This is a genomic window from Sphingomonas sp. DC1600-2, assembly GCF_049897605.1.
Taxonomy (GTDB): Bacteria; Pseudomonadota; Alphaproteobacteria; order Sphingomonadales; family Sphingomonadaceae; genus Sphingomonas.
On sequence record NZ_JAFCWO010000001.1, the window covers coordinates 355,242 to 376,683 of the forward strand.

The 21,442-nt window shown below is 62.9% G+C and carries 18 protein-coding genes and 1 tRNA gene; 7 read left to right on the forward strand and 12 right to left on the reverse strand.

Annotation, left to right across the window (positions count from 1 at the left end):
- Positions 1-71: 71 nt before the first annotated feature.
- The 3 genes from ACP7BL_RS01670 to ACP7BL_RS01680 are packed head-to-tail and all read right to left on the reverse strand — an operon-like array spanning position 72 to position 5,493.
- A complete protein-coding gene (locus ACP7BL_RS01670; RefSeq protein ID WP_299107887.1) occupies positions 72-3,116 on the reverse strand; it encodes an efflux RND transporter permease subunit in 3,045 nt (1,014 codons plus the stop codon).
- Entirely contained in the window at positions 3,116-4,141 is a 1,026-nt protein-coding gene (locus ACP7BL_RS01675; protein ID WP_299107889.1) for an efflux RND transporter periplasmic adaptor subunit, read from the reverse strand. The genes ACP7BL_RS01670 and ACP7BL_RS01675 overlap by 1 nt, the downstream gene beginning before the upstream one ends.
- A complete protein-coding gene (locus ACP7BL_RS01680; protein ID WP_299107891.1) occupies positions 4,138-5,493 on the reverse strand; it encodes a TolC family protein in 1,356 nt (451 codons plus the stop codon). The genes ACP7BL_RS01675 and ACP7BL_RS01680 overlap by 4 nt, the downstream gene beginning before the upstream one ends.
- A gap of 203 nt (positions 5,494-5,696) precedes the next feature.
- Here ACP7BL_RS01680 and ACP7BL_RS01685 point away from each other — a divergent pair, with 203 nt between their 5' ends.
- The gene (locus ACP7BL_RS01685) at positions 5,697-6,701 is read left to right on the forward strand and encodes a YncE family protein (protein WP_299107893.1); all 1,005 of its coding nucleotides are present in this window, start codon (positions 5,697-5,699) and stop codon (positions 6,699-6,701) included.
- Between the two features lie 13 nt (positions 6,702-6,714).
- On the opposite strand, the gene ACP7BL_RS01690 is transcribed toward ACP7BL_RS01685, so the two are convergent.
- From ACP7BL_RS01690 to ACP7BL_RS01700, 3 genes are all read right to left on the reverse strand, one after another.
- Entirely contained in the window at positions 6,715-7,476 is a 762-nt protein-coding gene (locus tag ACP7BL_RS01690) for a molybdopterin-dependent oxidoreductase (protein ID WP_299107896.1), read from the reverse strand.
- A 3-nt stretch (positions 7,477-7,479) separates the two neighbouring features.
- On the reverse strand, positions 7,480-8,094 hold the full coding sequence (locus tag ACP7BL_RS01695; RefSeq protein ID WP_299107899.1) for a cytochrome b/b6 domain-containing protein: 615 nt from the start codon (positions 8,092-8,094) through the stop codon (positions 7,480-7,482).
- 79 nt (positions 8,095-8,173) lie between these two features.
- Positions 8,174-8,734: a fasciclin domain-containing protein gene (locus ACP7BL_RS01700; protein ID WP_137903061.1), complete on the reverse strand. Its 561-nt coding sequence runs from the start codon at positions 8,732-8,734 to the stop codon at positions 8,174-8,176.
- Positions 8,735-9,250: 516 nt separating this feature from the next.
- On the opposite strand from ACP7BL_RS01700, the gene ACP7BL_RS01705 reads away from it, so the two are divergent.
- The gene (locus ACP7BL_RS01705) at positions 9,251-9,559 is read left to right on the forward strand and encodes a hypothetical protein (protein ID WP_126845117.1); all 309 of its coding nucleotides are present in this window, start codon (positions 9,251-9,253) and stop codon (positions 9,557-9,559) included.
- Between the two features lie 13 nt (positions 9,560-9,572).
- Here ACP7BL_RS01705 and ACP7BL_RS01710 read toward each other — a convergent pair whose 3' ends face one another.
- Both ACP7BL_RS01710 and ACP7BL_RS01715 read right to left on the reverse strand, forming a co-directional pair.
- Positions 9,573-10,196, reverse strand: coding sequence for a TetR/AcrR family transcriptional regulator (locus ACP7BL_RS01710; RefSeq protein WP_033966606.1), 624 nt, complete (start codon positions 10,194-10,196; stop codon positions 9,573-9,575).
- A 61-nt stretch (positions 10,197-10,257) separates the two neighbouring features.
- Positions 10,258-10,902 (reverse strand): RNA polymerase sigma factor, encoded by a 645-nt coding sequence (locus ACP7BL_RS01715; protein WP_299107914.1) that lies wholly within the window; start codon positions 10,900-10,902, stop codon positions 10,258-10,260.
- Positions 10,903-11,132: 230 nt separating this feature from the next.
- Between ACP7BL_RS01715 and ACP7BL_RS01720 the strand changes: the two genes are divergently transcribed.
- Positions 11,133-13,364: a TonB-dependent receptor gene (locus tag ACP7BL_RS01720; protein WP_426257460.1), complete on the forward strand. Its 2,232-nt coding sequence runs from the start codon at positions 11,133-11,135 to the stop codon at positions 13,362-13,364.
- Between the two features lie 383 nt (positions 13,365-13,747).
- Positions 13,748-14,389: a phage tail protein gene (locus ACP7BL_RS01725; protein ID WP_299107918.1), complete on the forward strand. Its 642-nt coding sequence runs from the start codon at positions 13,748-13,750 to the stop codon at positions 14,387-14,389.
- Here the strand turns inward: ACP7BL_RS01725 and ACP7BL_RS01730 are convergent.
- On the reverse strand, positions 14,386-14,676 hold the full coding sequence (locus ACP7BL_RS01730; protein WP_033966619.1) for a DUF6916 family protein: 291 nt from the start codon (positions 14,674-14,676) through the stop codon (positions 14,386-14,388). The two genes, ACP7BL_RS01725 and ACP7BL_RS01730, sit on opposite strands and share 4 nt — an antisense overlap.
- A gap of 66 nt (positions 14,677-14,742) precedes the next feature.
- Here ACP7BL_RS01730 and ACP7BL_RS01735 point away from each other — a divergent pair, with 66 nt between their 5' ends.
- Positions 14,743-15,321 carry a GNAT family N-acetyltransferase gene (locus ACP7BL_RS01735; protein WP_137903063.1) on the forward strand — a complete coding sequence of 193 codons (579 nt, stop codon included), beginning with the start codon at positions 14,743-14,745 and terminating at the stop codon, positions 15,319-15,321.
- A 71-nt stretch (positions 15,322-15,392) separates the two neighbouring features.
- Here ACP7BL_RS01735 and ACP7BL_RS01740 read toward each other — a convergent pair whose 3' ends face one another.
- Positions 15,393-16,559 carry a GGDEF domain-containing protein gene (locus tag ACP7BL_RS01740; protein ID WP_299107926.1) on the reverse strand — a complete coding sequence of 389 codons (1,167 nt, stop codon included), beginning with the start codon at positions 16,557-16,559 and terminating at the stop codon, positions 15,393-15,395.
- Positions 16,556-17,842, reverse strand: a complete 1,287-nt coding sequence (locus ACP7BL_RS01745; RefSeq protein WP_299107929.1) for an HD-GYP domain-containing protein — start codon at positions 17,840-17,842, stop codon at positions 16,556-16,558. The genes ACP7BL_RS01740 and ACP7BL_RS01745 overlap by 4 nt, the downstream gene beginning before the upstream one ends.
- Before the next feature lie 197 nt (positions 17,843-18,039).
- Between ACP7BL_RS01745 and ACP7BL_RS01750 the strand changes: the two genes are divergently transcribed.
- Together ACP7BL_RS01750 and ACP7BL_RS01755 are read left to right on the forward strand one after the other, a co-directional pair.
- Positions 18,040-18,759 carry a response regulator transcription factor gene (locus ACP7BL_RS01750; protein WP_426257633.1) on the forward strand — a complete coding sequence of 240 codons (720 nt, stop codon included), beginning with the start codon at positions 18,040-18,042 and terminating at the stop codon, positions 18,757-18,759.
- Positions 18,756-20,609 (forward strand): sensor histidine kinase, encoded by a 1,854-nt coding sequence (locus ACP7BL_RS01755; protein WP_299107935.1) that lies wholly within the window; start codon positions 18,756-18,758, stop codon positions 20,607-20,609. The genes ACP7BL_RS01750 and ACP7BL_RS01755 overlap by 4 nt, the downstream gene beginning before the upstream one ends.
- A 727-nt stretch (positions 20,610-21,336) precedes the next feature.
- On the opposite strand, the gene ACP7BL_RS01760 is transcribed toward ACP7BL_RS01755, so the two are convergent.
- A tRNA-Arg gene (locus ACP7BL_RS01760) sits at positions 21,337-21,413 on the reverse strand.
- Positions 21,414-21,442: the final 29 nt, after the last annotated feature.

Genomic DNA, 21,442 nt, shown 5'->3' on the forward strand with positions numbered 1-21,442 from the left:
GTCGTACCGCGCTCCTGCAGAAACGCCAAGGCGTGCCGGTTGCGTTACCATCGGCGAAAAGGCGGGACGCCTTAAGGAATCAGAGCATCTCTCCGTGTGGTCAACCGCACCAGCACTGGCATGGCGAGCAGCACCAGCGGATATTGCAGCAGCAGCCCGGCGATAATCGCGATGGCGAGCGGTTGCTGGATGCCGGCCCCCTGGCCGATCGCCAGCGCCAGCGGCAGCAGCGTGAAGATCGCCGCCAGCGTGGTCATGGTGATCGGGCGCAGGCGATTGCGGCTTGCCGCGCGCGCGGCCTCGGGCGGTGGCATGTGCCGGGCAAGGTCTTCGAATTCGGACACGTAGAAGATCGCCATTTCGGTGCCGATGCCGATGATCATCGTCATGCCCATCAGCGCGGTGATGTTGAGATCGACCCCCGACGCCCATAAGGCGGTGAACACGGCGGTGGTCGACAATAGCGAGCAGCCAATGATGATGACCGGCAGCCAAAAGCGCCGATAGAGGATCAGCAGCAGCGCGAATTCCGCGATCAGCGCGGCCCCGAACACCTTGACCAAACCTGCAAAGGCAATCTGTTGCTGCTGATACAGGCCGCCCAGTTCGTAGCGGATGCCGGAGGCCAGCGCACCCGGCCGATCGAGCACGGCGGTGACATCGGCGACGGCGGCCCCGATTCCGCGCCCCTGAATGCGCCCGGTCACCGCGATCATCGGCTCCAGATTTTCGCGGCCGATCTGTGGCTGGCCGGTCACCGGCTGGATTGAGGCCACGCGCGACAAGGGGAACACATGCCCGTCGGTCGCGCGGATCGGGAGCTGCGCCAGCCCGGTCTCGCTGATCGTCAGCGCCTCGGGCAAGCGCAGGCGCACATCGACCGCTTTACTGGCTTGCGCCAGCGTGGTCGCCACGCTGCCGGTCAGCGCCGCGTTAAGCTGGGTCTCGATATCGGCGGGGGTAACGCCTTCCAGCCCCGCGCGGACCGGATCGATCTTCACGTCGAGCGCATCGCCGGCCAGTTGCACGCCGTCCTTCACTTCGACCACGCCATCGATCTTGCCGATCAGCGCGGCGACCTTTCTGGCCTCGCCCGGCAGCACCGCCGGATCCGCCGCATACAGCTTCACCTCGATCGGCTGCGGCACGGCGGTGAGATCGCCGATCAAATCCTCGATCAATTGCGCCACTTCGATCTGCACGCCCGGCACCTTGGCGGTCACCTGTCGCGCGACTTCGGCGGCGACCTCTTCGGTCGGGGTGTGGGTGGGCTTCAGCCGGACGAAATAGTCGCCATGATAGCTTTGCCCCAAATCGCCACCCAGCCCAGTGCCAAGGCGGCGCGAGAAGGTCAGGACATCGGGATTGGCGCGCAGCATCGCATCGATCTGGCCGACCTCCCGCTCGGTCTCGTCGAGCGAGGTGCCGGGCGGGGTATAATAGTCCATCACGAACCCGCCTTCGTCGACCTTGGGCATGAAACCGCTCGGCACATTGCTGTAGCTGACATAACCGAGCAGCAGCAGCGGCACCGCGATCACCGCGAGCAGCCACGGCCGCGCATTCAGCCGGTCGAGCGCGCGGGTGTGCAACCGCGCGACGCGGTCGTCCTTGCCTTCGCCCGGATCATGCCAGGCATCGAAATCGACCAGCCAGCGCACCAGCACCGGCACTACGAACGCCGTCATCGCCCAGGAAATCGCCAAGGCCGCGGCCATCGTCAGCGAAAGCGCCTTGGAAAAGGCCCCGGTCACCCCGGTCAGGAAGGACAAGGGCACGAATACGATCAGCGTGGCGAGGCTCGATCCGGTCAGCGGTGCCAGAAACTCGCGCGCTGCCGGGATGACGGCGGCATCGCCGCGCGGCGTGCCATCCGCGCCGGTCGCGCCCGCGCGGCGCGCGATATGTTCGACCATCACGATGACATCGTCGATCAGCAGCCCGACCGCCGCCGCGATCCCGCCCAGCGTCATGATGTTGAAGCTCATGCCGAGCACGCTCAGCACCAGCACGGTTGCCGCCAGCGTCGCGGGCACCACGATCGCCGCGATCAGCGTGACGCGCCAGCTCCGCAGGAACGCCAGCAACACCAAAGCGGCGAGTACGAGGCCGATCAGCACCGCATCGCGCACGCTCGCCACCGCCTCGGTCACCAGCGCGCTTTGGTCGTACCAGCACACCAGCTTGACGCCGCTCGGCAGCGCCAGCCCCGCCAGTTTCTGCTGCACCGCCTGAGCAATTTGCACGGCATTGCCGTCGGGCTGTTCATAGATGTTGAACAGCACGGCGGGTTTGCCATCCTCGACGATGCGCTGCCACACCGGCACCGCGCCCTCCTGCACCGTCGCCACATCGCGGACGCGCAGCACGCCTTGCGGATCGGCGGTGATGACGATCGCCCCGATTTGCGCCGCGCTCGCCACGCTGCGATCGGCGATGACCAGCGACAGCCGCCCGCGATCCTGCACTTGCCCGACCGCGCTCAGCACATTGCCGTTCCTGATCGCCGCGCTGAGGTCGGCCATCGACAGATTGTGATCGGCCAGTCGGTGCGGATCGGCGAGGACTTGCACCTCGGCAGTGCCGCCGCCCTGTACGCCGACGCGCGCCAGCCCCGGAATGGCGGAAAGCAGCGGTGTCACCTGATATTTGGCGATCTCCTGCAGCGCCACCGGATCGACCGTTTCGGACACCAAAGCATAAGAGATGATCGGGAACACCGTCGGGTCCATCCGGCGCACGGTATATTGCGTGCCCGGTGGCAGCGTTGGCAGCGTCCGCGCCAAAGCGGAATCGACCAGCAAGGTGCTGGCGGTCATGTCGCGACCCCAGCCGAAATCGATCGAGATCTGCGCGGTGCCGCGACTGGTGCCCGAGCGCACATCGCGCACGCCGGGAATGGCGCGGATCGCCTCTTCGACCGGGCGGGTGACGGTCAAAGCGGTCTGGTCGGCGGGGCGGCTGCCCGAATCGAGATCGACCACCACGCGCGGGAAGGAGACTTGCGGGAACAGCCCAACCGGCAAGGCGAGCGCTGCGACAATCCCCGCCAGCGCGACCGCGAGCGCGATCAGAACGAAGGCGCGCGATTGCTCGCGCAGCAAACGTTCGAGCATCAGTGCGCCCACCGCACGGTATCGCCATCACCGACCTGATACGCCCCCTCGACGATCAGCCGGCGGTGCGGATCGATCGCGCCGTTGACGACGTCGCCCGCATTGGAGGTGAGCAGGACGGTAACCGGCACCGCCTTGGCCTTGCTGCCCGAGATTTGAAAGACATGCGGCACCCCGCCCGCCGTCACCACCGCGCGGTGCGGCACGATCCAGCCCGAAACTTGCCCGGTCGCGATTGCGACCTGAATGCCTTCGCCGGGCAGCAAGGCCCCTGCGGGAACGGCGATATCGACATCGACCATGCGGGTTTTGGCGTTGAGCGCCTGGCTGACGCGCAGCACATGGCCGGTAAGCGCCGCGCCGCCCGACAAACGGAGCAAGGAGGCCAACTGGCCGACCGCGACCGTGCCATGCTCCGCCGGATCGATCCCGGCGGTGACGACGATACCCCCCGCGCGTACGACGGTCAGCAGTGTGGCTCCGGCTTGCGTGCGGTCGCCTTGCGCAACGCTTACGGCGGTGACGATGCCATCGAACGGCGCGGTCAGCGTGTGGACGGCGCGGCCAGCACCCTCGGCTTGCAGTGCGGCCAACGCAGTCCGCGCATCGGCCACGGCCTTGTCGGCCTGAACCAGCTGATCCTGTGTCGCCAGTTGCTGCGCAAGCAGCTGTGCGGTGGTGGCGCGTTGCTTGCGCGCCGAATCGAGCGCCTCGACCGCCTGAAGATAGCCGCTGCGGCTGGCGGGCGCAGGGACAAACACCGCCAGCGCTTGCCCGCGCCGCACCGTCGCGCCCGGCGTGACGAGCAGCCGGGTCACTTGCCCCGGCTGCGCTTCGCTGAAGGTTTGGGCTCCGTTGAGCGCGGGTGCGACCGATCCGTAAGCGGTGACCGTTTGCGGCAGCGCGCCCTGCTTCGCCGGGGCCGTAGAAACCAGCACGCTTTGCGGCTCGGCCTTGGTCTCCTCGGACGCGGCACCGCAGCCAGCGAGCGCAAGCGCTGCGGTCAACGTGATCAGCGCCCTCATTGCGCGGTCGCCCCGGTGTCGACCGTCGGCAGGCCGTCGCCGACCAGCGTTTGCAGCGCGATCTGCCGGTCGAGCAGCGCCAGTTCCAGCGTCATGATGTCCTGTTCCTTGGCAAAGCGGTTCGAGACGAGATCGACATAGCCGCGTTCGTCGAGATTGGAGGCACCGAACGCCGCTTGCGCGCGCTCGGCGGCGAGGCGCGCGGCGGGAAGGTCGCGGCGCGCCTCGGCGAGTTGGGCGCTGAGTTGCTCCATCTCGCGCAGCATCGCGCCGACCGTCCCGACCGTCGATGCCAGCCGCGCGGCATAATCGGCGTGGAGTTGTGCGCGCGTTGCCTGCGTGATCGCGACATTGCCCTGGTTGCGATCGAACACGGGCAGGCTGAGCGACGCGGTCGGGCCGCCATTGACGACGCTGGAATTGTCGCTGCTGAGGCTGCCGCCGAGCACCAGATCGGGGAATTGCGACTGGATCGCCTGGCGCACTTGCTCGTCTGCCGCCGCATAGCCCATGCGCAGCGCGATCAGATCCGGGCGGCGTTCGGGCAGCGTGGCGAGCCCGGCGCGGATCGCAGCCGGGTCGAACGGGGGCAACTCGACCTGCGTCGCCAGCGGCACGACAACATCGGGGGCAAGGCCGAGCAACGCATTGAGTTGATGCATCAAGGCGAGCTGTTTCTGGTCGAGCGCGTTGAGCGCGCTGCGCGCCGCCTGCAGCGCGACGCGATCGGGCGCGACGGTCACCAGCGTCACGTTTCGCGCCGCCAGCGCTTGCTCCAGCTTCGCATTGCGCGCGGCGAGCAACTGATAAGCGGCGAGATAGCTCGCGCGGCTGTTGCGCCCGACGATCAGGTCGCTGGCGATCTGGCGCGCCTGGCCCGCGACTTGCCACTCCTGCCACACGACATCGGCGGCGACTTGCTGCTCGCTATCCCGCGCGGCGCGGCGGCGGGTGCGATAGGTGAGCAGCGTCTTGAGATCCTGGCCGAGGCCCACATTCCACGCCGGGACCGTGCCCACGCCCGACAGCAGCGGCAGAAACGCGCCGGTCAGCGACGGGTTGGGCAAGGTCGAGGCCTGTTTCGTCTGCCCGGCGGCAATGGCACGCTTCAGTCGGGCCGCCTTGAGCTCGGGATTGTTGGCAAGCGCGAGGTCGACAACGTCAGACACGGACAACGGGCCGGTCGGCAGCGCAGCTCCCGGATGATCCAACACCGCGATCGTGGGTGCCAGCAGTGGATCGGCAGCCAACGGCAGCGCGGCATAGTGGGCGCAGCCGCTCAGCAGTGCCGCGAGCAGGATCGTCGTCGGGCGAGGAACAAGTCGCCGCGCAGGCCGTGGGTCGCCGTTCATGAAATTCCGAGCATGGCGTTGGAAAGCGATGCTCGCGCTATGGATGCAGATAGCCGGGATTGGACATTGATTCTTCACAATCTGGCCTAATGCCGCGCGGGTCATCGCCGTTTTGCTGCAAAATGCCGCATTAGGAAACGCTAACGTGACGTGCGTAGGAGATGCCGTCAGAAGGGCCGCCTCGCTTTATCGTGGAGACCGCCATGCGTCCTCAATCGCTTCTTGCCGCGTTCGTTGCTCTTGCCTTGCCGCTGGCGGGAGGCGCGGCCGCCGCGCCGCGCTATACGGTCGCCGCTGCGATCGCCGGCCCAGATGGTCCCTGGGATTATGCGCGCACGGACGATGAAGGCACCCATCTCTACATCGCGCGGGGCACCAACGTTACCGTGGTCGATCTCGCGACGCGCAAGGTTTCGTCGATCGGAAACGTTCAGCGCGGCCATGCGGCCCTACCGCTGCCGGGCGGCGCGCTGCTGGTGACCAGCGGGACCGATGGCACCGTGCGCTTGCTCGACCCCGTCTCCGGCACCGAGACCGCCACCATCGCCGTCGGCAAGAAGCCCGACGCTGCAATCCTCGATCCCGCAAAGACCCACGCGTATGTGATGAACGCGACCAGCGGCACCGTGTCGGTGATCGATCTCGCCACGGCCAAGCTGACCAAGACCATCGCCGTCAAACCGGCGCTGGAATATGCGGCATTCTCCGCAGACGGGACGCTGTTCATCAATAATGAGGACGCCAACGAAATCGAGACGGTGGATGTCGCACGGGGGGTAGCAGGTTCACCGATTCCGCTGCTCGGCTGCGACGCGCCGACCGGCCTCGCTTATGACAAGCCCCACAACCGCCTCATCGCGGCGTGCGCCAATGGCAAAGCGGCGGTCGTCGATGTCGCGACCCGCACGCTGACGAGCTTGATCGCGATCGGCGCGGGGCCAGACGCGGTCATCCTGGATGAAGCGCGGCATTTGGCGTTCGTTCCGTGCGGCAAGGATGGCGTTCTCGATATTCTCTCGCTGGCGGGTGCCGCCGTGACGCATGTCGGCACGGTCAAGACCGAAGTGGGTGCCCGAACCGGCGCGCTCGATCCCAAAACCGGCACGCTCTATTTGCCCAGCGCGAAGTTCGGACCTGCCCCGGCGGGCGGTGGGCGACCGGCGATGCTGCCGGGCACGTTCCACATCCTGGTCGTGCGCCCGGCGTGACCGTGGGCTTCGGTCAGAGTCCGCTGAACCAGTTATAGCCGTACGTTTCCCAATAGCCGCCAGTATAGTCATTGCCGATCGCGATCTCGCCAATGTGCTTGGGGTTCTTGAACCCGAGCTTCGTCGGCACGCGCAACGTCATCGGGAAGCCGTGCTGGCGTGGCAACACCGCGTCGTTCATCCAGAAGCACAGCTGGGTTTGTGGATGGAGCGCGGTCGCCATGTCGATCGAGGTGGTGTAATTGTCATCGCAGCGAAAGGTGACGTATTTCGCGTGCCGGTCCGCCCCAACCCGCGCCAGAAAATCGGAAAAGCGCACCCCGGTCCATTTGCCGATCGCGCTCCAGCCTTCGATGCAGACGTGGCGGGTAATCTGGGTGAAGCGCGGCAACGCGTAGAGTTGGCGCAGCGTCCAATCGTCCTTGCGCTCGGCCAGGCCGGTGACGTTGAGCACAAAGTCGCGCGGGTCGATCCGCGGGGCCAGATCGGGTGAATTGGGCGTGTAGAAGGAATTGAACGGAAACGGACGGGTGATCATCCGCGCCGGATATTCGCGCGCGAGCGTGTTGGGGTTGAACAACCATGCCTGCGCGCGATCGTTGAAATCCGACATCGATCCGAGCACGCGCTCGGCGCTCAGGCCGTCGACCACGTCGCAGCCGCTCAGCATCGCAAGCGTGCCAAGCCCCAGCGCGTTGCGCAGGAACAGCCGCCGCGTCGGCACATCGAGGCCGCGCGCGGCGTCGCTCAGGATATAGCGGGTTTCGTCGTTCATGGCTCACGCTCCCCGGATCATCGCGAGCAGGCTGCGCGGCACCAGCAGCGACATCGCGACGTGGATCAGTAAGAAGAGAACGATGCCGCTCATCGCCGCAAAATGGACGATGCGGGCGACATCGAAATCGCCGAACAACCAAGTCAGCCAGCCGAACTGCACCGGTTTCCAAATCGACAGGCCGCTCGCCACCACCAGCACGCCGAGCGCGATGACACCGGCATACAGCAGGCGCTGCACCCCGTTATAGACCGACAGATCGGCATGGCCGAGCCGACCGCGTAGCGCGGCGATCCCATCGATAACCGCATCGCGCAGGCTGATCGGGCGGAGTTTGCGCGCAAACCTGCCGCTTACGAAACCATAGACCAGGTACAGGATGCCGTTGACGAACAGCACCCACATCGCCGCGAAATGCCATTGCAACCCGCCGATCAACCCGCCGCCGAGCGTGATCGCATTGGGGAAGACGAACGGCGCGATTGGGTCCGCATTGTGGATCGCCCAGCCGCTCAGGATCATCACGATCATCGCAACCGCGTTGATCCAGTGGCACAGCCGCACGATCAGCGGGTGGATCGTCACACGGCGTGGTTTGGCGAGGCTGCGCGCTGTCATGTCGGGATCCTGCGCCATCGGACAAAGAAACTGGGGGGAAGCGCAGGAGGTTGGCCTCCCCCCAGGTCGGAGCAATGCCTTACGGGAGTAGCACTGCGTCGACGACGTGGATCACCCCATTGCTCTGGTTGACGTCGGCGATCGTGATCGTCGATTTGCCACCTTTGGAATCGGTGATCTGGAGACGGCGGCCCGCCATGGTGAAGGTCAGTTCCTCACCCTGGACCGTCTTGAACGTTGCGCGGCCATTGCCGGCCTTGATCTTTGCGCGCAGCGCGGTGGCCGACAGCTTGCCCGGCAGCACGTGATAGGTGAGGACCGAGGTGAGCTGGCCCTTGTTTTCGGGCTTCAGCAGCGTCGGAACCGTGGCGGCGGGCAGCTTGGCGAAGGCGGCGTTGGTGGGCGCGAACACCGTAAACGGACCGGGGCCCGACAGCGTCTCCACGAGACCGGCGGCCTTCACTGCGGCGACCAGCGTGGTGTGATCCTTCGAATTCACCGCATTCTGGATGATGTTCTTGTTGGCATACATTGGCGCACCGCCAACGGTGACCGGCGCGGGCATTGCCATTGCAGCAGTGGCGACGCCGGCAACGCTTGCGGTGGCGAGCAGGATCGAAGCAAAGATGGTCTTTTTCATGGATATGTCCTTCATTGTTGCAATATTGTAAAATAGATGGGCAATAATTCTGAAGATACAGATGAACGCACAAGTCATCTGTGCGACCGGAGAAAGCAGGATCTTAGAAATCTGCCCGCCGATGCTCTCATTACGGCCGTGCATTGATCGCGGATGCACAGGCCTCAGATTTTTTTGGGCACATGTCGGCGGCGGTCACGAAATTTTCGCGAGCATGCGTCCAAAACCCCTTCGGATTCCGTAGGAAAAGCGTCAGCCACGTCGGCATGACGGTGCCGACCCGCCCAACCCCAGGGATCGGCATTCGTGATCGGGGCACACACAGGCGGGAGCGATCGCTTCCCCCGATACGGGCGCTTCCGGCGGTGTGTGCGTTCATCCGGAATACGGGGAGCGGTGCTCCCCGTATTTTCGGCACGCGCTCGAACGTATGATACGACCGCTTGCGCGGAAGTCATTTTCGGAAATGAGCTTGAATTTTGTTGAAAACTACTAAAATAGATGGCGTGTGGCCGGATGAAAAAGCAAAAAGTGCCTCGTCAAATTACACGTATATCGACAAATAACTTCCAGAATCTGTCATTTGAACAGGCGTTTGCGTTGGATTTTGTGTTGGGAATTTTGCGCACTCCTTTGCTGGAGCAGGCAAGAGATCGGGTAACCAACGACGGTGTGTTTCGCGATCTTGTCGATCGCTACCGCGAATTGCTTGATTCCTTCGTTTCCTCCCCCGGGGCGGGGCAGGAGGAGAGCGCATCCGAGATGCCGACGTCCGACGTTTGGACCGCAATCCAGGCACGTCTCACCAGCTCCGCAAACGGGTGACCGACACCCTTTTTCAAATATAGTCGGCCGACAGATCGGGTTGGAGGCCACGCCGGATGGCATTGATCGCGTTGACCACGCTGACATGCACGGCGCGCGCGTCGTATCCAAGGTTGTGGCGAAGGAAGACGAAATTCTCGGTGCTCATCAGCGTGAGCATGGCCGATGCGACATAATTGCGCATTGCGTCGCTCAGTTCGGGATGTTCGTTGCCAAGCATCCGGTTCAGGTTCTGATATCCCAGCTCATACAAAGGTTTGCGCAATTCCCGTCCGATTGCCGAGAGGTAGGTCTCGCTGACCACCTGTCCATCCCGTTCCCAGGCCCGATAACGACTTTCCAACCATATAAGCAGTTCGTCGATCGTTCGCGGAAGCTGAATGTCCGGCCCCCCGACCGCACGTTCCAGATGCCATTTGATGAACGCGCGGATCAGTTCGTCGCGGGTGCGATAGTGCCGGTAGACGGTCTGTTCGGTAACTTCGGCGACGCGGGCGACCTCCGCGATGCTGACCGCGGCGAGATCGGCATTGCGGATGATAGACTCGACCGCATCGAGGATGATGAGCGATGTCTGCTCTTTGAGGCGCGCGCGGAGCGGGCTCTGATACGGTGCCTTGGAGGCGTCGTTCGTCATTCTCTACCAAACCTGCAAGTGTCACCAACGCAAGCACCGATCATCCAACGGCGCTGCTCGATCATGCTAATGCCTTTTCCGCCTGTCTTGCCACCCTTGCGTCAAGGTCAGTATCGGCCAAAGCGGCGTGCAGACGGCGTAGGCCGCGTTGTACGCGGGCCTTGGCGGTTGGCGTAGGAACGCCGTCCAGCTTGCCGACTTCATCGTGCGTCCAGCCATGGACGACGACGCGGCAGATGGACAGGCGCTGTTCGGGCGAGATCCGGGCGAGCGCGCGGTCAAGATCGATGCGGTCGGTGACCGGTTCCGGCGCGATGGGCAGGTCGGGCATGGTGTCGGTCGTGGTTTGGTAGCGTGCAATCGTCCGATCGTGCCGAAGCCGGTCGATCGCTGCATTGCGGAGCACACGCATGATCCACGTCGCGGCGGTGCCGCGTGCGGGATCGAACTGGGCGATGTTGCGCCAGATACGGACATAGGTCTCCTGCAGCACGTCTTCAGCCGCGTCACGGTTCGAAAGGATCGACAATGCCTTCGCCAAAAGGCGCGGCGCGGTGGTGTCATAGACCCGTTTGAAGGCGCGCTGATCTCCGTGACGAATGCGAAGCAGCAACAGTCCGAGGGAGTCGATGTCGCCTTGGTTCGACTGCTCGCCGGTGGCGGCGGGGGTGTCTGCATCGTCGCGCGCGCTTACCTCGTCGAACATGTCTCAGCCTCCGCTCTCATGTGCGGCCGCACTACCTAGGGCGCGTCAAACGAATCGTCAGGTCAGTGATGCCAACTCCATGTTAGTAACACTAACATAAAGATGGTGACCGTCAATCGATTTGTAACGGGCCGCGGTGTGTGTGGTGGCCCACACCGGCGCTGTGCGTCCCTTTCGTACGCCCGGGACAGCCCGTATAAGGCTCGGCGCGGGGGCGGGACTCAGGGCAAATGGCGGGTAGCGTAAAGACGCAGAGGGTGCTGCTGGTGGTGGCGTGGCACCTGCTTGCGATCTTGGCTGCAACCGGGGCCGGGGCGATGGATCGGCAAGACGACATCGTCGTGACGGCGCGAAAGCGCGACGAGAAGGCCGATGACGTCCCGATCGCAGTTACGAAAGTCACCGGAGCGACACTCGATCGACGCGGGCTTCACCAGATCGAGGATCTCAAACAACTCGCGCCCAGCCTGAATATCAGCTATTTTAATCCGCGCGGAAACTACGTTTCGATCCGCGGTATCGGTCGCAATCCGGCGAGCGACGGGCTCGAACCCGCCGTCGGGATTTTCGTCGATGGCGTGTATCTTGGTCGTCCCGGAATGGCGGTCTATGATTTGTCGGACATCGACGCGGTCGAGATTCTGCGCGGCCCACAGGGCACGGTCTTTGGAAAGAACACCACGGCAGGCGCGATCGTAATCACTTCCAGGGCCCCGACCTTTGTGCCGGAGGGAAGCGTCGAAACCTCGGTCGGTACCAACGGCCTTGTGCGGTTCCGCGGGTCCGTCTCGACGGGCCTGGTCGACGATGTGCTGGCAGCGCGCCTGTCGGTCTATCACACCGGGCAGGGCGGGTGGATCGACCGGATCGACGGCGGAGGCCGACTGAACGGCACCGATCGCACGGGTGCCCGTCTTCAGTTTTTGATCGAGCCGGACGCGCGCCTGCGCTTGCGGTTGATTGCGGAATATCACGATGAGCGCGACAGTTGCTGCACGCTGGTCGCAGGGTCCTTGGGCCCTCCATCGGCGACCTACAGTGCGCGGGTTGCGGCTGCAGGCGGTAATGCGGTGCTGGGCGGCCCCGGTTATCGCACCACGGCAACCGCTCCAACATTTCTGCGCGTTCGCCAGGGCGGGCTCACCGCCAATCTTGTCTATGACCTGGGGGCGGCGGAGATCACGTCGGTGACGGGCTATCGCGCATGGCGCTATCGGGCGGGTTTCGACGGTGATCTGTCGAGCGCCGAGGCCTACACGAACGCGTCCGTGCCGACCGACGACTGGCAATTCAGCCAGGAGGTTCGCATCGCCAATCCCGGCGGCGGCAGGATCGATGCGACGGCCGGGCTCTATTACTTCCGGCAATCGCTACAATCGGCGCTTCGTCTCGCTTTTGGTGCCAAAGCGGCGAATTTCCTGGGCAATACGGCCGTGCCGCCGCCATCCTTGGTCGCCTTCAATGGTGTGACGAGTTCGACCGAAGCCGACTTGAATTCGCAAAGTGTAGCTGTGTTTGCGCAGGGCACCTGGCATTTTCACCCGAGGCTCGCGCTCACGATCGGCGCGCGTGGTACATATGAACGCAAGTCGGGCGTGATCGACCGTCCGGCCAATGCCGCCCAGTCGAGCTATCATCAGGCGCTCGCGGTCGAGGAGGTCGACCCGTCGGGAACGCTCGCGTTGACCTATGCCCGATCCCGCGATCTTCATCTCTACGCGAGCTATGCGCGCGGGGCCAAGGCCGGCGGAATCAATCCCATCGTCGCGACGGCGACGGATGATCAAATCGTGCGGCCGGAACATGCCGACAGCTTCGAGCTTGGCCTGAAATCGAGCGCGTTGGGCGGGCATGTCCATTTCGACCTTGCCCTCTTCTATACGCGGATTGGTGCCTATCAGGCGACGCTCAACCGCTTGTTCGGGGCGATCCTGGCGAATGTCGGGCGCGTTTCGACGCGCGGCGTGGAGATGGAGGCGCGGTGGCGGGCCTCATCGCGGTTCGAAATGGCCATGACCGCCGCCTATAATGATGCGCACTATGACAGCTATCCTACCGCGCCCTGCCCGCCCGAGACGCTCGGGTCTGCCAGCTGCGATTTGAGCGGCGGCCCGCTGGCGGATGCGCCGCGGTGGATCCTGAACGGGTCGGCGCGCTATACCCGCCAGATCGCGGCCAGCGGGACGGTGTCGGTCGGCTTCGACTATGGGTATCGCTCCCATTATTACGGGAATATCGACAACAGCCGCTATTCCCGATTGGGGAATGTCGGGATCGCCAATGCGCAGCTTGGCTTTACGGACGATCGATCCGGCACTTCTCTCCAACTGTGGATCAAAAATCTCGCCGATATCCGGTATCTCGAAAGCTATCCGTTGGGCGGGGCCACAATTTATGGTGCGTATTTTGGCACTATCGGCCAGCCCCGCTCTATCGGGCTGACTGCAAGCCGGCATTTTTGACGATCGCGCGGCGGCTTGTGTTGCGCTGCGGCGGCGGATGCGCAGCGTTGTTGGCCTGACGCGGATAGAATTTTCGCAACATTGCCAAACGAGCCCGGCTAACTCTAAGAAAAGTTGGAAAATCGTGGGTCGGGCACGCGGCAGCGCTCGCTAAAGTGCCACATTTCTTTAATATTAAAAATCGTGCGAGCACATCATTTCATGGTGCACCGCACAAAATACGCAAATTGCGCACAAAATTTCGTATCAAGGTCTATTGCTCTTGCCCCCGCAGGCTAATTGGCAGCATTATTGCGCGCCGCGGTGTATCGCGCGGCTTCAAACAGCGTCGCATACCTTTGTTTCTTGTCCTGTATACTCTTAACAAATCAAGGAGAATCAGTATGTCCGACCCTTTTATCGGCCAGATCATCCAGGTCGGCTTCAGCTACGCTCCGGACGGATGGTTGCAGTGTAGTGGGCAGACTATACCGCTTTCGCAAAACCAGGCGCTGTTTGCGTTGCTCGGTACGAATTTCGGTGGTGACGGCGTAAGCACGTTTGGCATTCCCGATGCGCGCGGTCGTGTGCTGGTGGGCACGGGCCAGGGGCCTGGCTTGTCCAACTATGCCCTGGGGGCAAAGAGCGGAACCGAAGCCAACCAGCTGACCCAAAGCAACATGCCGCTGCACAACCACCAGGCGACGTTCCAGGGTTTGCCAGGGATGACGTCCGCCTCGGGCAGCCTGTCTGCGCTGACTGCGGCTACATCGACGCAAGTCACGAACGCTGCGAGCACCGGAAGCCAGCTTGCCAACGGCTTCCCCGCCAGCGGGCCCAGCACGGTGAAAGTCTATGCGCCAGCAGGCTCAGGCACGACTGCCGTCAATCTCGGCGGCCTTACGGTTACTGGGGGTCCCTTCACGCCGCAGGGATCAGTCACCATCGGTTTGGCGGGTGGGACCACCCCAGTGCCCAATATCCAGCCGGTAATCGCGGTTTTCACCATGATCGCGACAGTCGGCATCTGGCCGCCGCACCCCTAACAAAAGGTCGCCTGATACAGCCGGGGCTGACCGGGCCTCGGCTGTAGCTGGCTTATGGCGATGGGGTAGGGGCCACCATTGCCACAATCGAATTCATAGGTTTCATCGAGCAGATAGACGGTTTCGGGCGATTCGAAGATGAGTGTGAAAGGTTCGCGAAATTCGTTGACCAAATGGGCCTTGCGATGGAGCCGTAGCAGCCGGACCTCGACCGGCTCGGGCACGGTCAACACGCGCACGACTTTGCCCACCCACGGTTCGAAATCTTCCGGCGTCGGCAGTTTCATAGTCATCCCCCAATGTACCGCTTCGGCGGCGTTGCGATTCATTGGTCAATGGTAAAGCTTGCCAGCATGGGCGCAACCACTCAGACGCCGGTCGATCGCCCTTTGCCGCGCTTTCCCCTTCCGCGTGCCGCGCCGCCCCAACTCTCGGCTACGCTCCAGGCTGCCGGGGTGCGGCTCCGGGCGGCGGGACGAGACGATCTCGGTTTTCTCCGTGCGCTGCACCGCGCCCTCACCGCGCCCGATTTCGTGCTGGCACCATGGGGCGCAGAGGCCCGTGAGCGGATCATCCGCGAACAGTTCGACCTGCAGCACCGCCATTTCCTCAAACAGTTTCCTCGCGCCGATTATTGGATCGTAGAGCGCGCGCAGGGCGAGACGGTGGTGCCGATCGGGCGCTATTATCTCGACCGGCACGGCAGCATGTGGCGCGCGCTGGATATGGGGTTTCTGCCCGGCCGACGCGGTTTCGGCGTGGCGTTGATCAACTGGACCAAGGCCGCGCTTGTTTCGGCGGGCAGCAAGGGATTCGATTTGCACGTGGCCCATACCAACCTTCGGGCACGCGCACTCTATCTCAAGCTCGGTTTTCGCGACATCGACCCCCCGCTAGATTTTCACCAGCGGATGATGTGGTCGGCGTGCTGAGCCGATAAATGATGGAACGGGCGTTGCGAGAGAACCCCTCTACCGTGCTATCCCGATCGCAGGGCGGTCGATCACTGCATATCGTTGTGCATCGGTGCCATTTGTCCGTCACCGAACGCAGCATAGATGCGGTTTCGGCCGGCATGCTTGGCCGCGTAGAGCGCCGCGTCCGCCAGTCGCAAGGCGCGCCTCAGTCCCTGCTGACCATCGACCATTGCGATGCCGGCTGAGAAGGTGATGGAGCCGATCGGCCGCTCGGTGACGCTGTCGATCAGATTGCGTGCGCCCAGCCGTTCGCGGACACGGTCCACTTCCGCCCCTGCGCGTTCAAGTGCATGATCGGGCAGCAATACGGCGAACTCTTCGCCGCCTAGCCGTACGACATATCCCCCGCGATTTTTTACCGAGCGGAGCTCACCGGCGATCGTTTTTAGGACGCGGTCGCCTGTCTCATGTCCAAACCGGTCATTGACTGCTTTGAAATGATCGACATCGCACAGCGCAATCGCCATTGGACGCTGTGCATGGGTCGCGCACAACTCGCCGAAGCGCCGTTCCAGACCGCGCCGGTTGGGAAGGCCGGTCAAGGGGTCTGTCTCCGATGCCTTGCGGGCTGCGCGGAGCGACGTTTGCAATTGGCTGACCTTGCTATAGCTGGCGCGCATCTCGGCCTCGGCGAGACGCGTCTGGCCAATCATCTCGCGGGTCAAACCCGCAAGGCGTTCGATCATGTCCTCCGCCGTCACCGCCGGCTGCGGCGCGCTCAGCGATTCGCTATAGTCGTTGGCGCGGTCCGCAGACGCCTTCATGATCACAAGGCAGCGATTGAGCTCACCCTCTGCCTGGGCAGCCATGGTGACCAGCATCTCTGGTGCAAGCGAATGGCGCTGTCGCCCGGCGACATAGTCCTCGATCCAGCCGTTGGAAACGCTTTGCTGATCGAGCGCCGTATCGACGTCCTTAACCAAACGTCGATCGCCACCAACGACGTAATCATGCGCGCATCCAAAGTTTAGCGGCGTCAAATCTAGGTTATGGGCGAAGAGGAAGTGACCGATCTCGTCATAGAGTTTGCGTTTATGAGAGGGGCGCGCGTCCGCCGCGACCGGGACCTCGCTAGACCATCCTCGCAGCAGCCGGGAGAGGATTTTCGGGCGCGACGGCGGTGCGCACTGCGGGGCAGGGCGCGTGCGGAGCGTGCCCGTTGCCACGGCATTCCGTTCGGCCTGCGTGGTCATGATGCCACCGTGGCGGCAGAAAGGTCGCCAAGGGTGGCGAAGGTCGGCTGCTGTCCTGACAGCACAGCGTCGCGGACCCCCTCCCACTCGCCGGGGAACCAACGTTCCGGATCCTCGATCTCGACGACGGCATCCCCCTTCAGACCCGACGAAAGCCGTACGTCAGCTGGCTCGATGAATTGCAATTCACGCGGCAGGTAAAAGGCGCGCGCCATGGCTTCCGTCGGGCGGGTCACATTCTCGGTCAGAATGACGGCGAGGCGATTGCTGCGCAGCCGAACGAGAAGACCTATCGGATAGATGCTGATGCAGCGCATGAAGGCGTCGAGGATCTCGGGATCGAAATGTCCCGTCCAGGACCGCATCTGGGTCAGCGCCTCGGACGGGGTCCATTGGCGCTTATAGGACCGCTTGGAGGTCACCGCGTCATAGACGTCACAGATCGCGCCGATCCGGGCATGCAAGGTGATCGAGTCACCGGACAGGCGGTGCGGGTAGCCGCTGCCGTCGAGCTTTTCGTGATGATGCAGAATGACGTCGTGGACGATGGAGGACATATTGTCCTCCATCAGCATCGCATATCCATTCTCCGGATGCGCGCGGACAATCTCGAATTCGGCCGCAGTCAGTCGGCCGGGTTTCTCGAGCAGGTCGGTTGGGATTGTCATCTTTCCGATGTCGTGAAGCAAGCCGGCGAGGCCCAGTTCGCGCACGGTGTCTTCCCCGAGCTTCAAGTGCCGACCCAGCGCGATCATCAATGCGGAAACCGCTACGCAGTGCAGATAGGTGTATTCGTTCTTCTTTTTGAGGCGCGTCACTTTCAGGACAGCGGTCGGATCGTCGCCGACCGAATCACAGATATCGTCGACCACTGCCGTCATCGCCCGCCGTTCGAGCGCCTTGCCCATCCGCGCGTCGGTAAACAGACGAATTACCTCACGCTTCGATCGGTCGATGATCGCGGCAACGCGCTGTGTCTCGAAGTCAGGACGTCTCGCTGATGGTGTGGGAGTAGGGGGCGGCGGAACGTGGACGGTCGGCATTCGGGCCCGCCTGGGCTCCGGCGGGATCGCCGCAACCGTGCGCGGTGCCTTTTTAAAACCGACACCGCGACTATCGTCGATCACGACCCATGCGATGTTGCTCGATGTCAGTCGTTTCAAGTCCTTTTGAGAGGCGATGAGGAAACTGCTCTTCCAGAACGGGTTGAGCCACCACGATCCTTCCATGGAATCAACGAACATGCCGATCTCAACAGCGGAGGTGGGGACTTTGATTTTCATAGCGGTCTACCTGTGGGATCCGACATCTGCATCAGGCGATGTAGAACCCGTCCACTGAGAAACCGCTGACATGGTGTAACGGAATGTAACGCCGTCGGGATCGAGCGCCGGTGTTGTAAATAGATGTAACCAAGCCAGGGGATAGTGGATTACGGCCGCGATCGGGTGTTAGGGATCGTTAACCGGACAGGATAATGATGCGGGTCGGTGTAATCGATGATGACGAGACGGCTCTGGCGTTCATCCGGAGCGTGTTGACCGAAAGGGGGCATGTCTGCGTTCCCTTCCGCAGAGGGCGAGATTTGATCGGCACGCTGCCGCGTGACACGTTCGATTTGCTCGTCATCGATTGGAACCTGCCGGATATCGGGGGGCTGGAGATTGTTCGTTGGGCGCGCGCGAACATTGCCGTGCCGCCGGCCATGTTGATGCTTACGGCTCGGCATGATCGCGACGATATCGTCGCCGCTTTGGAGGCAGGGGCGGACGACTATATTGTAAAGCCGGAGACGGCAAAGGTCGTGGCGGCTCGGATCGACGCGGTCCTGCGGCGGACGTTGCGCCGCGATGGTGACAACGAGCCTGAAGTGTTCGGCCGCTACAGCTTTGACTCGCAGGGCGAGCATGTTCTGTTCGACGGACGCGTGATTGAATTGACGCCCAAGGAATATGCGCTCGCCCTCCATTTTTTCCAGCGGCGAGACCGTCCGTTGTCGCGCGCCTATTTGTTGGAATGCGTCTGGAAAAGTGCAGCCGGGCTATCGACGCGCACGCTCGATATGCATGTGTCCCGGTTGCGCGCGAAGCTTCAGTTGCGATCGGAGAACGGCTACCGTTTGCAGACGGTGTTCGGTTATGGCTATCGCCTCGACACCTATGTCTCGGCCGCGCAGGACGATGTAGCGGACGCGCTGTGATCGCCTCGGCACCGGATAGCGACAATCGAAAGTGGTGCGTTGTGCTGCTTTGCGCGACGACCTGTCATGCGTTCCTGGCGCTCCGCTATGTCGGCCATGTCTGGACCACCGCGCTCGGTGTGACCTTGGTGCTTGGCGTGATGGTCGCATTTTGCCTCACGCGTGCGTGCCGATCGGGCACGGAAATTCGCTGGCATTGGGTGATGCTCTGTCTCGCGCTGGTGCTCTGGGACATGGCCTATTGGGCGATAACGTGGTTGCAGGCGCATTACCCTGATGGCGCTCGGATTTATTTCGACGAACTGTTCTTTATGCTTCGGCTGATACCGTATTTGCTAATCCTCGCCCGCGGCCAGGAACACGACGCGACGCGGCCTTATCGTTTGATCGATGGAGCACAGGCCTTGCTGCTGGCGGGCCTGCTTTTTTACCTCCTCTATCCCTCGATATTTCCGCACCAGCATGCTGCCGATCCTGCGTGGGACAAGCTGACCTCGCGATACCACGCGATTATCAACATGGGCGCCGCGGTGCTGTCGATTTTCGCAATCGCGGCGCAACCCGATCCTGTGCATCGAAGGTTCGCGATAGCATTGGCAGCGCTTCTGACGAGCTACTGGCTCGACTCTGCCCTAATGAACGGATGGGTGTTTAGGGGGCCGAATCCACCACCTCCCGGTCATGTCGTCAACGTTACGTTTGCCATCCCGTTTTTCCTGTTTCTGTTCGCCGACGCGGCCGCTGGGGAGGGGCAATGCCGGATACGACACTCCAGATTGATCGGCATGCTGATGCCGACCGCGTTCTGCGCTGCATCGATGTTCGTCGCTATCGCTATCGGGACCCAAGCGGCAGCGCTGGCCGCAGGAGCCGGGCTGATGCTCATGGGGCTTCGTGCAGCCTTGCTGCAAACAGAACTGATTCGGCTCGAACGTTTCGTTGCGCGGCTGGTCGACCATCTTCCTGATGCGATATGCGTCGTGGCACCCGACGACATCATTCGATCGGCCAATCCAGCGGCGACCCAGATCTTCGGCATGGCGTGCATCGGGCAGTCCTTTGCCGATTTACGCCGTACGCTTGGGCAATTGGACGCTGATACGGGTCAGGTGGTTACGCAGGCCGACCGCGCTTTCGTCTTGGCGGAGGTCAAGCTTGGAGGGGGTGAAAGGATCGTCCGGCTCACCGATGTCACGGCCCTGCGTACGATGGAGCGGGAGCGCGAGGACACGCTGCATTTACTGGGCCATGACATCCGGTCTCCCTATGCGGAGATATTGACCTTGCTTGATCAATCGCGCGGTGAAACCCTCCGGGTGGACTGGCTACGCCGCCATGCGCAGCGCGGCCTGGCGATGGCGGACGATTTCGTGCGCCTTGCCCGGGCGCGCACTGCGTTGCTGCGGCGCGAACCGGTCGATCTTGCTGACGTGGCGGCAGAGGCGGCGGATATGTCGTGGGCACGGGCGAAGCGGCGCCGTCTGACGTTGCGCGATGAGAGCGATCCGCAGGAGAACGGCATCTGGATTGATGGCGATCATGGCCTCCTGATGCGCGCGATCCACAATCTGCTCGATAACGCTGTGCGATTTGCTCCTGAAGGAGCGACGGTTCATTACGGTGTCCGCATGCTGGATGAAAAAGTGCGGTTCTTTGTTACCAGTGCCGGGCCCGAACTGCCTGACGATCGCCGGGCCGATCCGTTCGCGCGGTTCGGCGGCCGGGGCGACAGGATCGGGCTTGGCCTCGCGCTGGTTCACGTCGCAAGCTTGCGGCACGGTGGGACCGCCTCGTATCAGCGGGAGGGCGCTCATAACGTCTTCACTATGGATCTCCCCCTCGCGCCATAGGACCCGCCCCGGTCTGGAGGGCGGGTTGGTGCAATGAAGCGCGTGGCGATTTAGCAAGTCATGGGTCGACGAGTCGGCTGACGAAATCGAGGAAGAGGCGCTCGATTATCGCGCCTGCGACGAGCGTATCTCTCGCCTGCGCGAAAACGCCGCACAGGAAGCCTTCCAATCAGGCGGCATCGTTGCCCTGATAAAATGGGCCGAGACCGGTGATGCCGGGTATCGTTTTGGGCTGGGCGTTTGCGGCCATCGCATGGCCGGGCCGATACACGGAAGTCCAGCATGGCGCGGTGCCAAGATTGTGCGGTGCTACCGCACACTCTTGCGTTCAGCGAGGTCAACCGCGGGATCGCTATCGGCCCGACATCGGCTGTTCGGGTCGCCCACCCCGTCTCGCAACCCGCCGCTCGTTCGGTTGTTTCGCGCCATAGCAATCGCAAATCCTGTCGTGACGCTCCATTAAATATCGCCCAAAGTTTGGGGAGGAATGTGGGGGGCGTCGGCAACCATTGGCAAAATTCTGACGTGAAGCTGTATAGATAGGGCGAAATCTAAGCTCCCTCGCGAATTCGTATTCGATCGGTAGGGGGCAGGCCGCGCGTGCGTTGCACTGGGCTGCGCACGAAGAATCGTCCCGGCGCGCGTTCATTAGTCGCATTCCGTCCGATGATGTTTCCGTACGTTTCCCGTACGGCCACTGCGACATTCAGCTAAATCATTGATTTTATGGTGCACCCGACTGGATTCGAACCAGTGGCCTCTGCCTTCGGAGGGCAGCGCTCTATCCAGCTGAGCTACGGGTGCCTGATCCTTCGCCTAGCAAAGCCAATCGC

Coding starts and splice junctions, on each gene's coding strand:
- ACP7BL_RS01705 (WP_126845117.1), top strand. CDS start 9,251: ATGAAAAAGCAAAAAGTGCCTCGTCAAATTACACGTATATCGACAAAT.
- ACP7BL_RS01710 (WP_033966606.1), bottom strand. CDS start 10,196: ATGACGAACGACGCCTCCAAGGCACCGTATCAGAGCCCGCTCCGCGCG.
- ACP7BL_RS01685 (WP_299107893.1), top strand. CDS start 5,697: ATGCGTCCTCAATCGCTTCTTGCCGCGTTCGTTGCTCTTGCCTTGCCG.
- ACP7BL_RS01735 (WP_137903063.1), top strand. CDS start 14,743: ATGGGCGCAACCACTCAGACGCCGGTCGATCGCCCTTTGCCGCGCTTT.
- ACP7BL_RS01750 (WP_426257633.1), top strand. CDS start 18,040: ATGCGGGTCGGTGTAATCGATGATGACGAGACGGCTCTGGCGTTCATC.
- ACP7BL_RS01725 (WP_299107918.1), top strand. CDS start 13,748: ATGTCCGACCCTTTTATCGGCCAGATCATCCAGGTCGGCTTCAGCTAC.
- ACP7BL_RS01695 (WP_299107899.1), bottom strand. CDS start 8,094: ATGACAGCGCGCAGCCTCGCCAAACCACGCCGTGTGACGATCCACCCG.
- ACP7BL_RS01690 (WP_299107896.1), bottom strand. CDS start 7,476: ATGAACGACGAAACCCGCTATATCCTGAGCGACGCCGCGCGCGGCCTC.
- ACP7BL_RS01675 (WP_299107889.1), bottom strand. CDS start 4,141: ATGAGGGCGCTGATCACGTTGACCGCAGCGCTTGCGCTCGCTGGCTGC.
- ACP7BL_RS01720 (WP_426257460.1), top strand. CDS start 11,133: ATGGCGGGTAGCGTAAAGACGCAGAGGGTGCTGCTGGTGGTGGCGTGG.
- ACP7BL_RS01730 (WP_033966619.1), bottom strand. CDS start 14,676: ATGAAACTGCCGACGCCGGAAGATTTCGAACCGTGGGTGGGCAAAGTC.
- ACP7BL_RS01745 (WP_299107929.1), bottom strand. CDS start 17,842: ATGAAAATCAAAGTCCCCACCTCCGCTGTTGAGATCGGCATGTTCGTT.
- ACP7BL_RS01670 (WP_299107887.1), bottom strand. CDS start 3,116: ATGCTCGAACGTTTGCTGCGCGAGCAATCGCGCGCCTTCGTTCTGATC.
- ACP7BL_RS01700 (WP_137903061.1), bottom strand. CDS start 8,734: ATGAAAAAGACCATCTTTGCTTCGATCCTGCTCGCCACCGCAAGCGTT.
- ACP7BL_RS01680 (WP_299107891.1), bottom strand. CDS start 5,493: ATGAACGGCGACCCACGGCCTGCGCGGCGACTTGTTCCTCGCCCGACG.
- ACP7BL_RS01740 (WP_299107926.1), bottom strand. CDS start 16,559: ATGACCACGCAGGCCGAACGGAATGCCGTGGCAACGGGCACGCTCCGC.
- ACP7BL_RS01715 (WP_299107914.1), bottom strand. CDS start 10,902: ATGTTCGACGAGGTAAGCGCGCGCGACGATGCAGACACCCCCGCCGCC.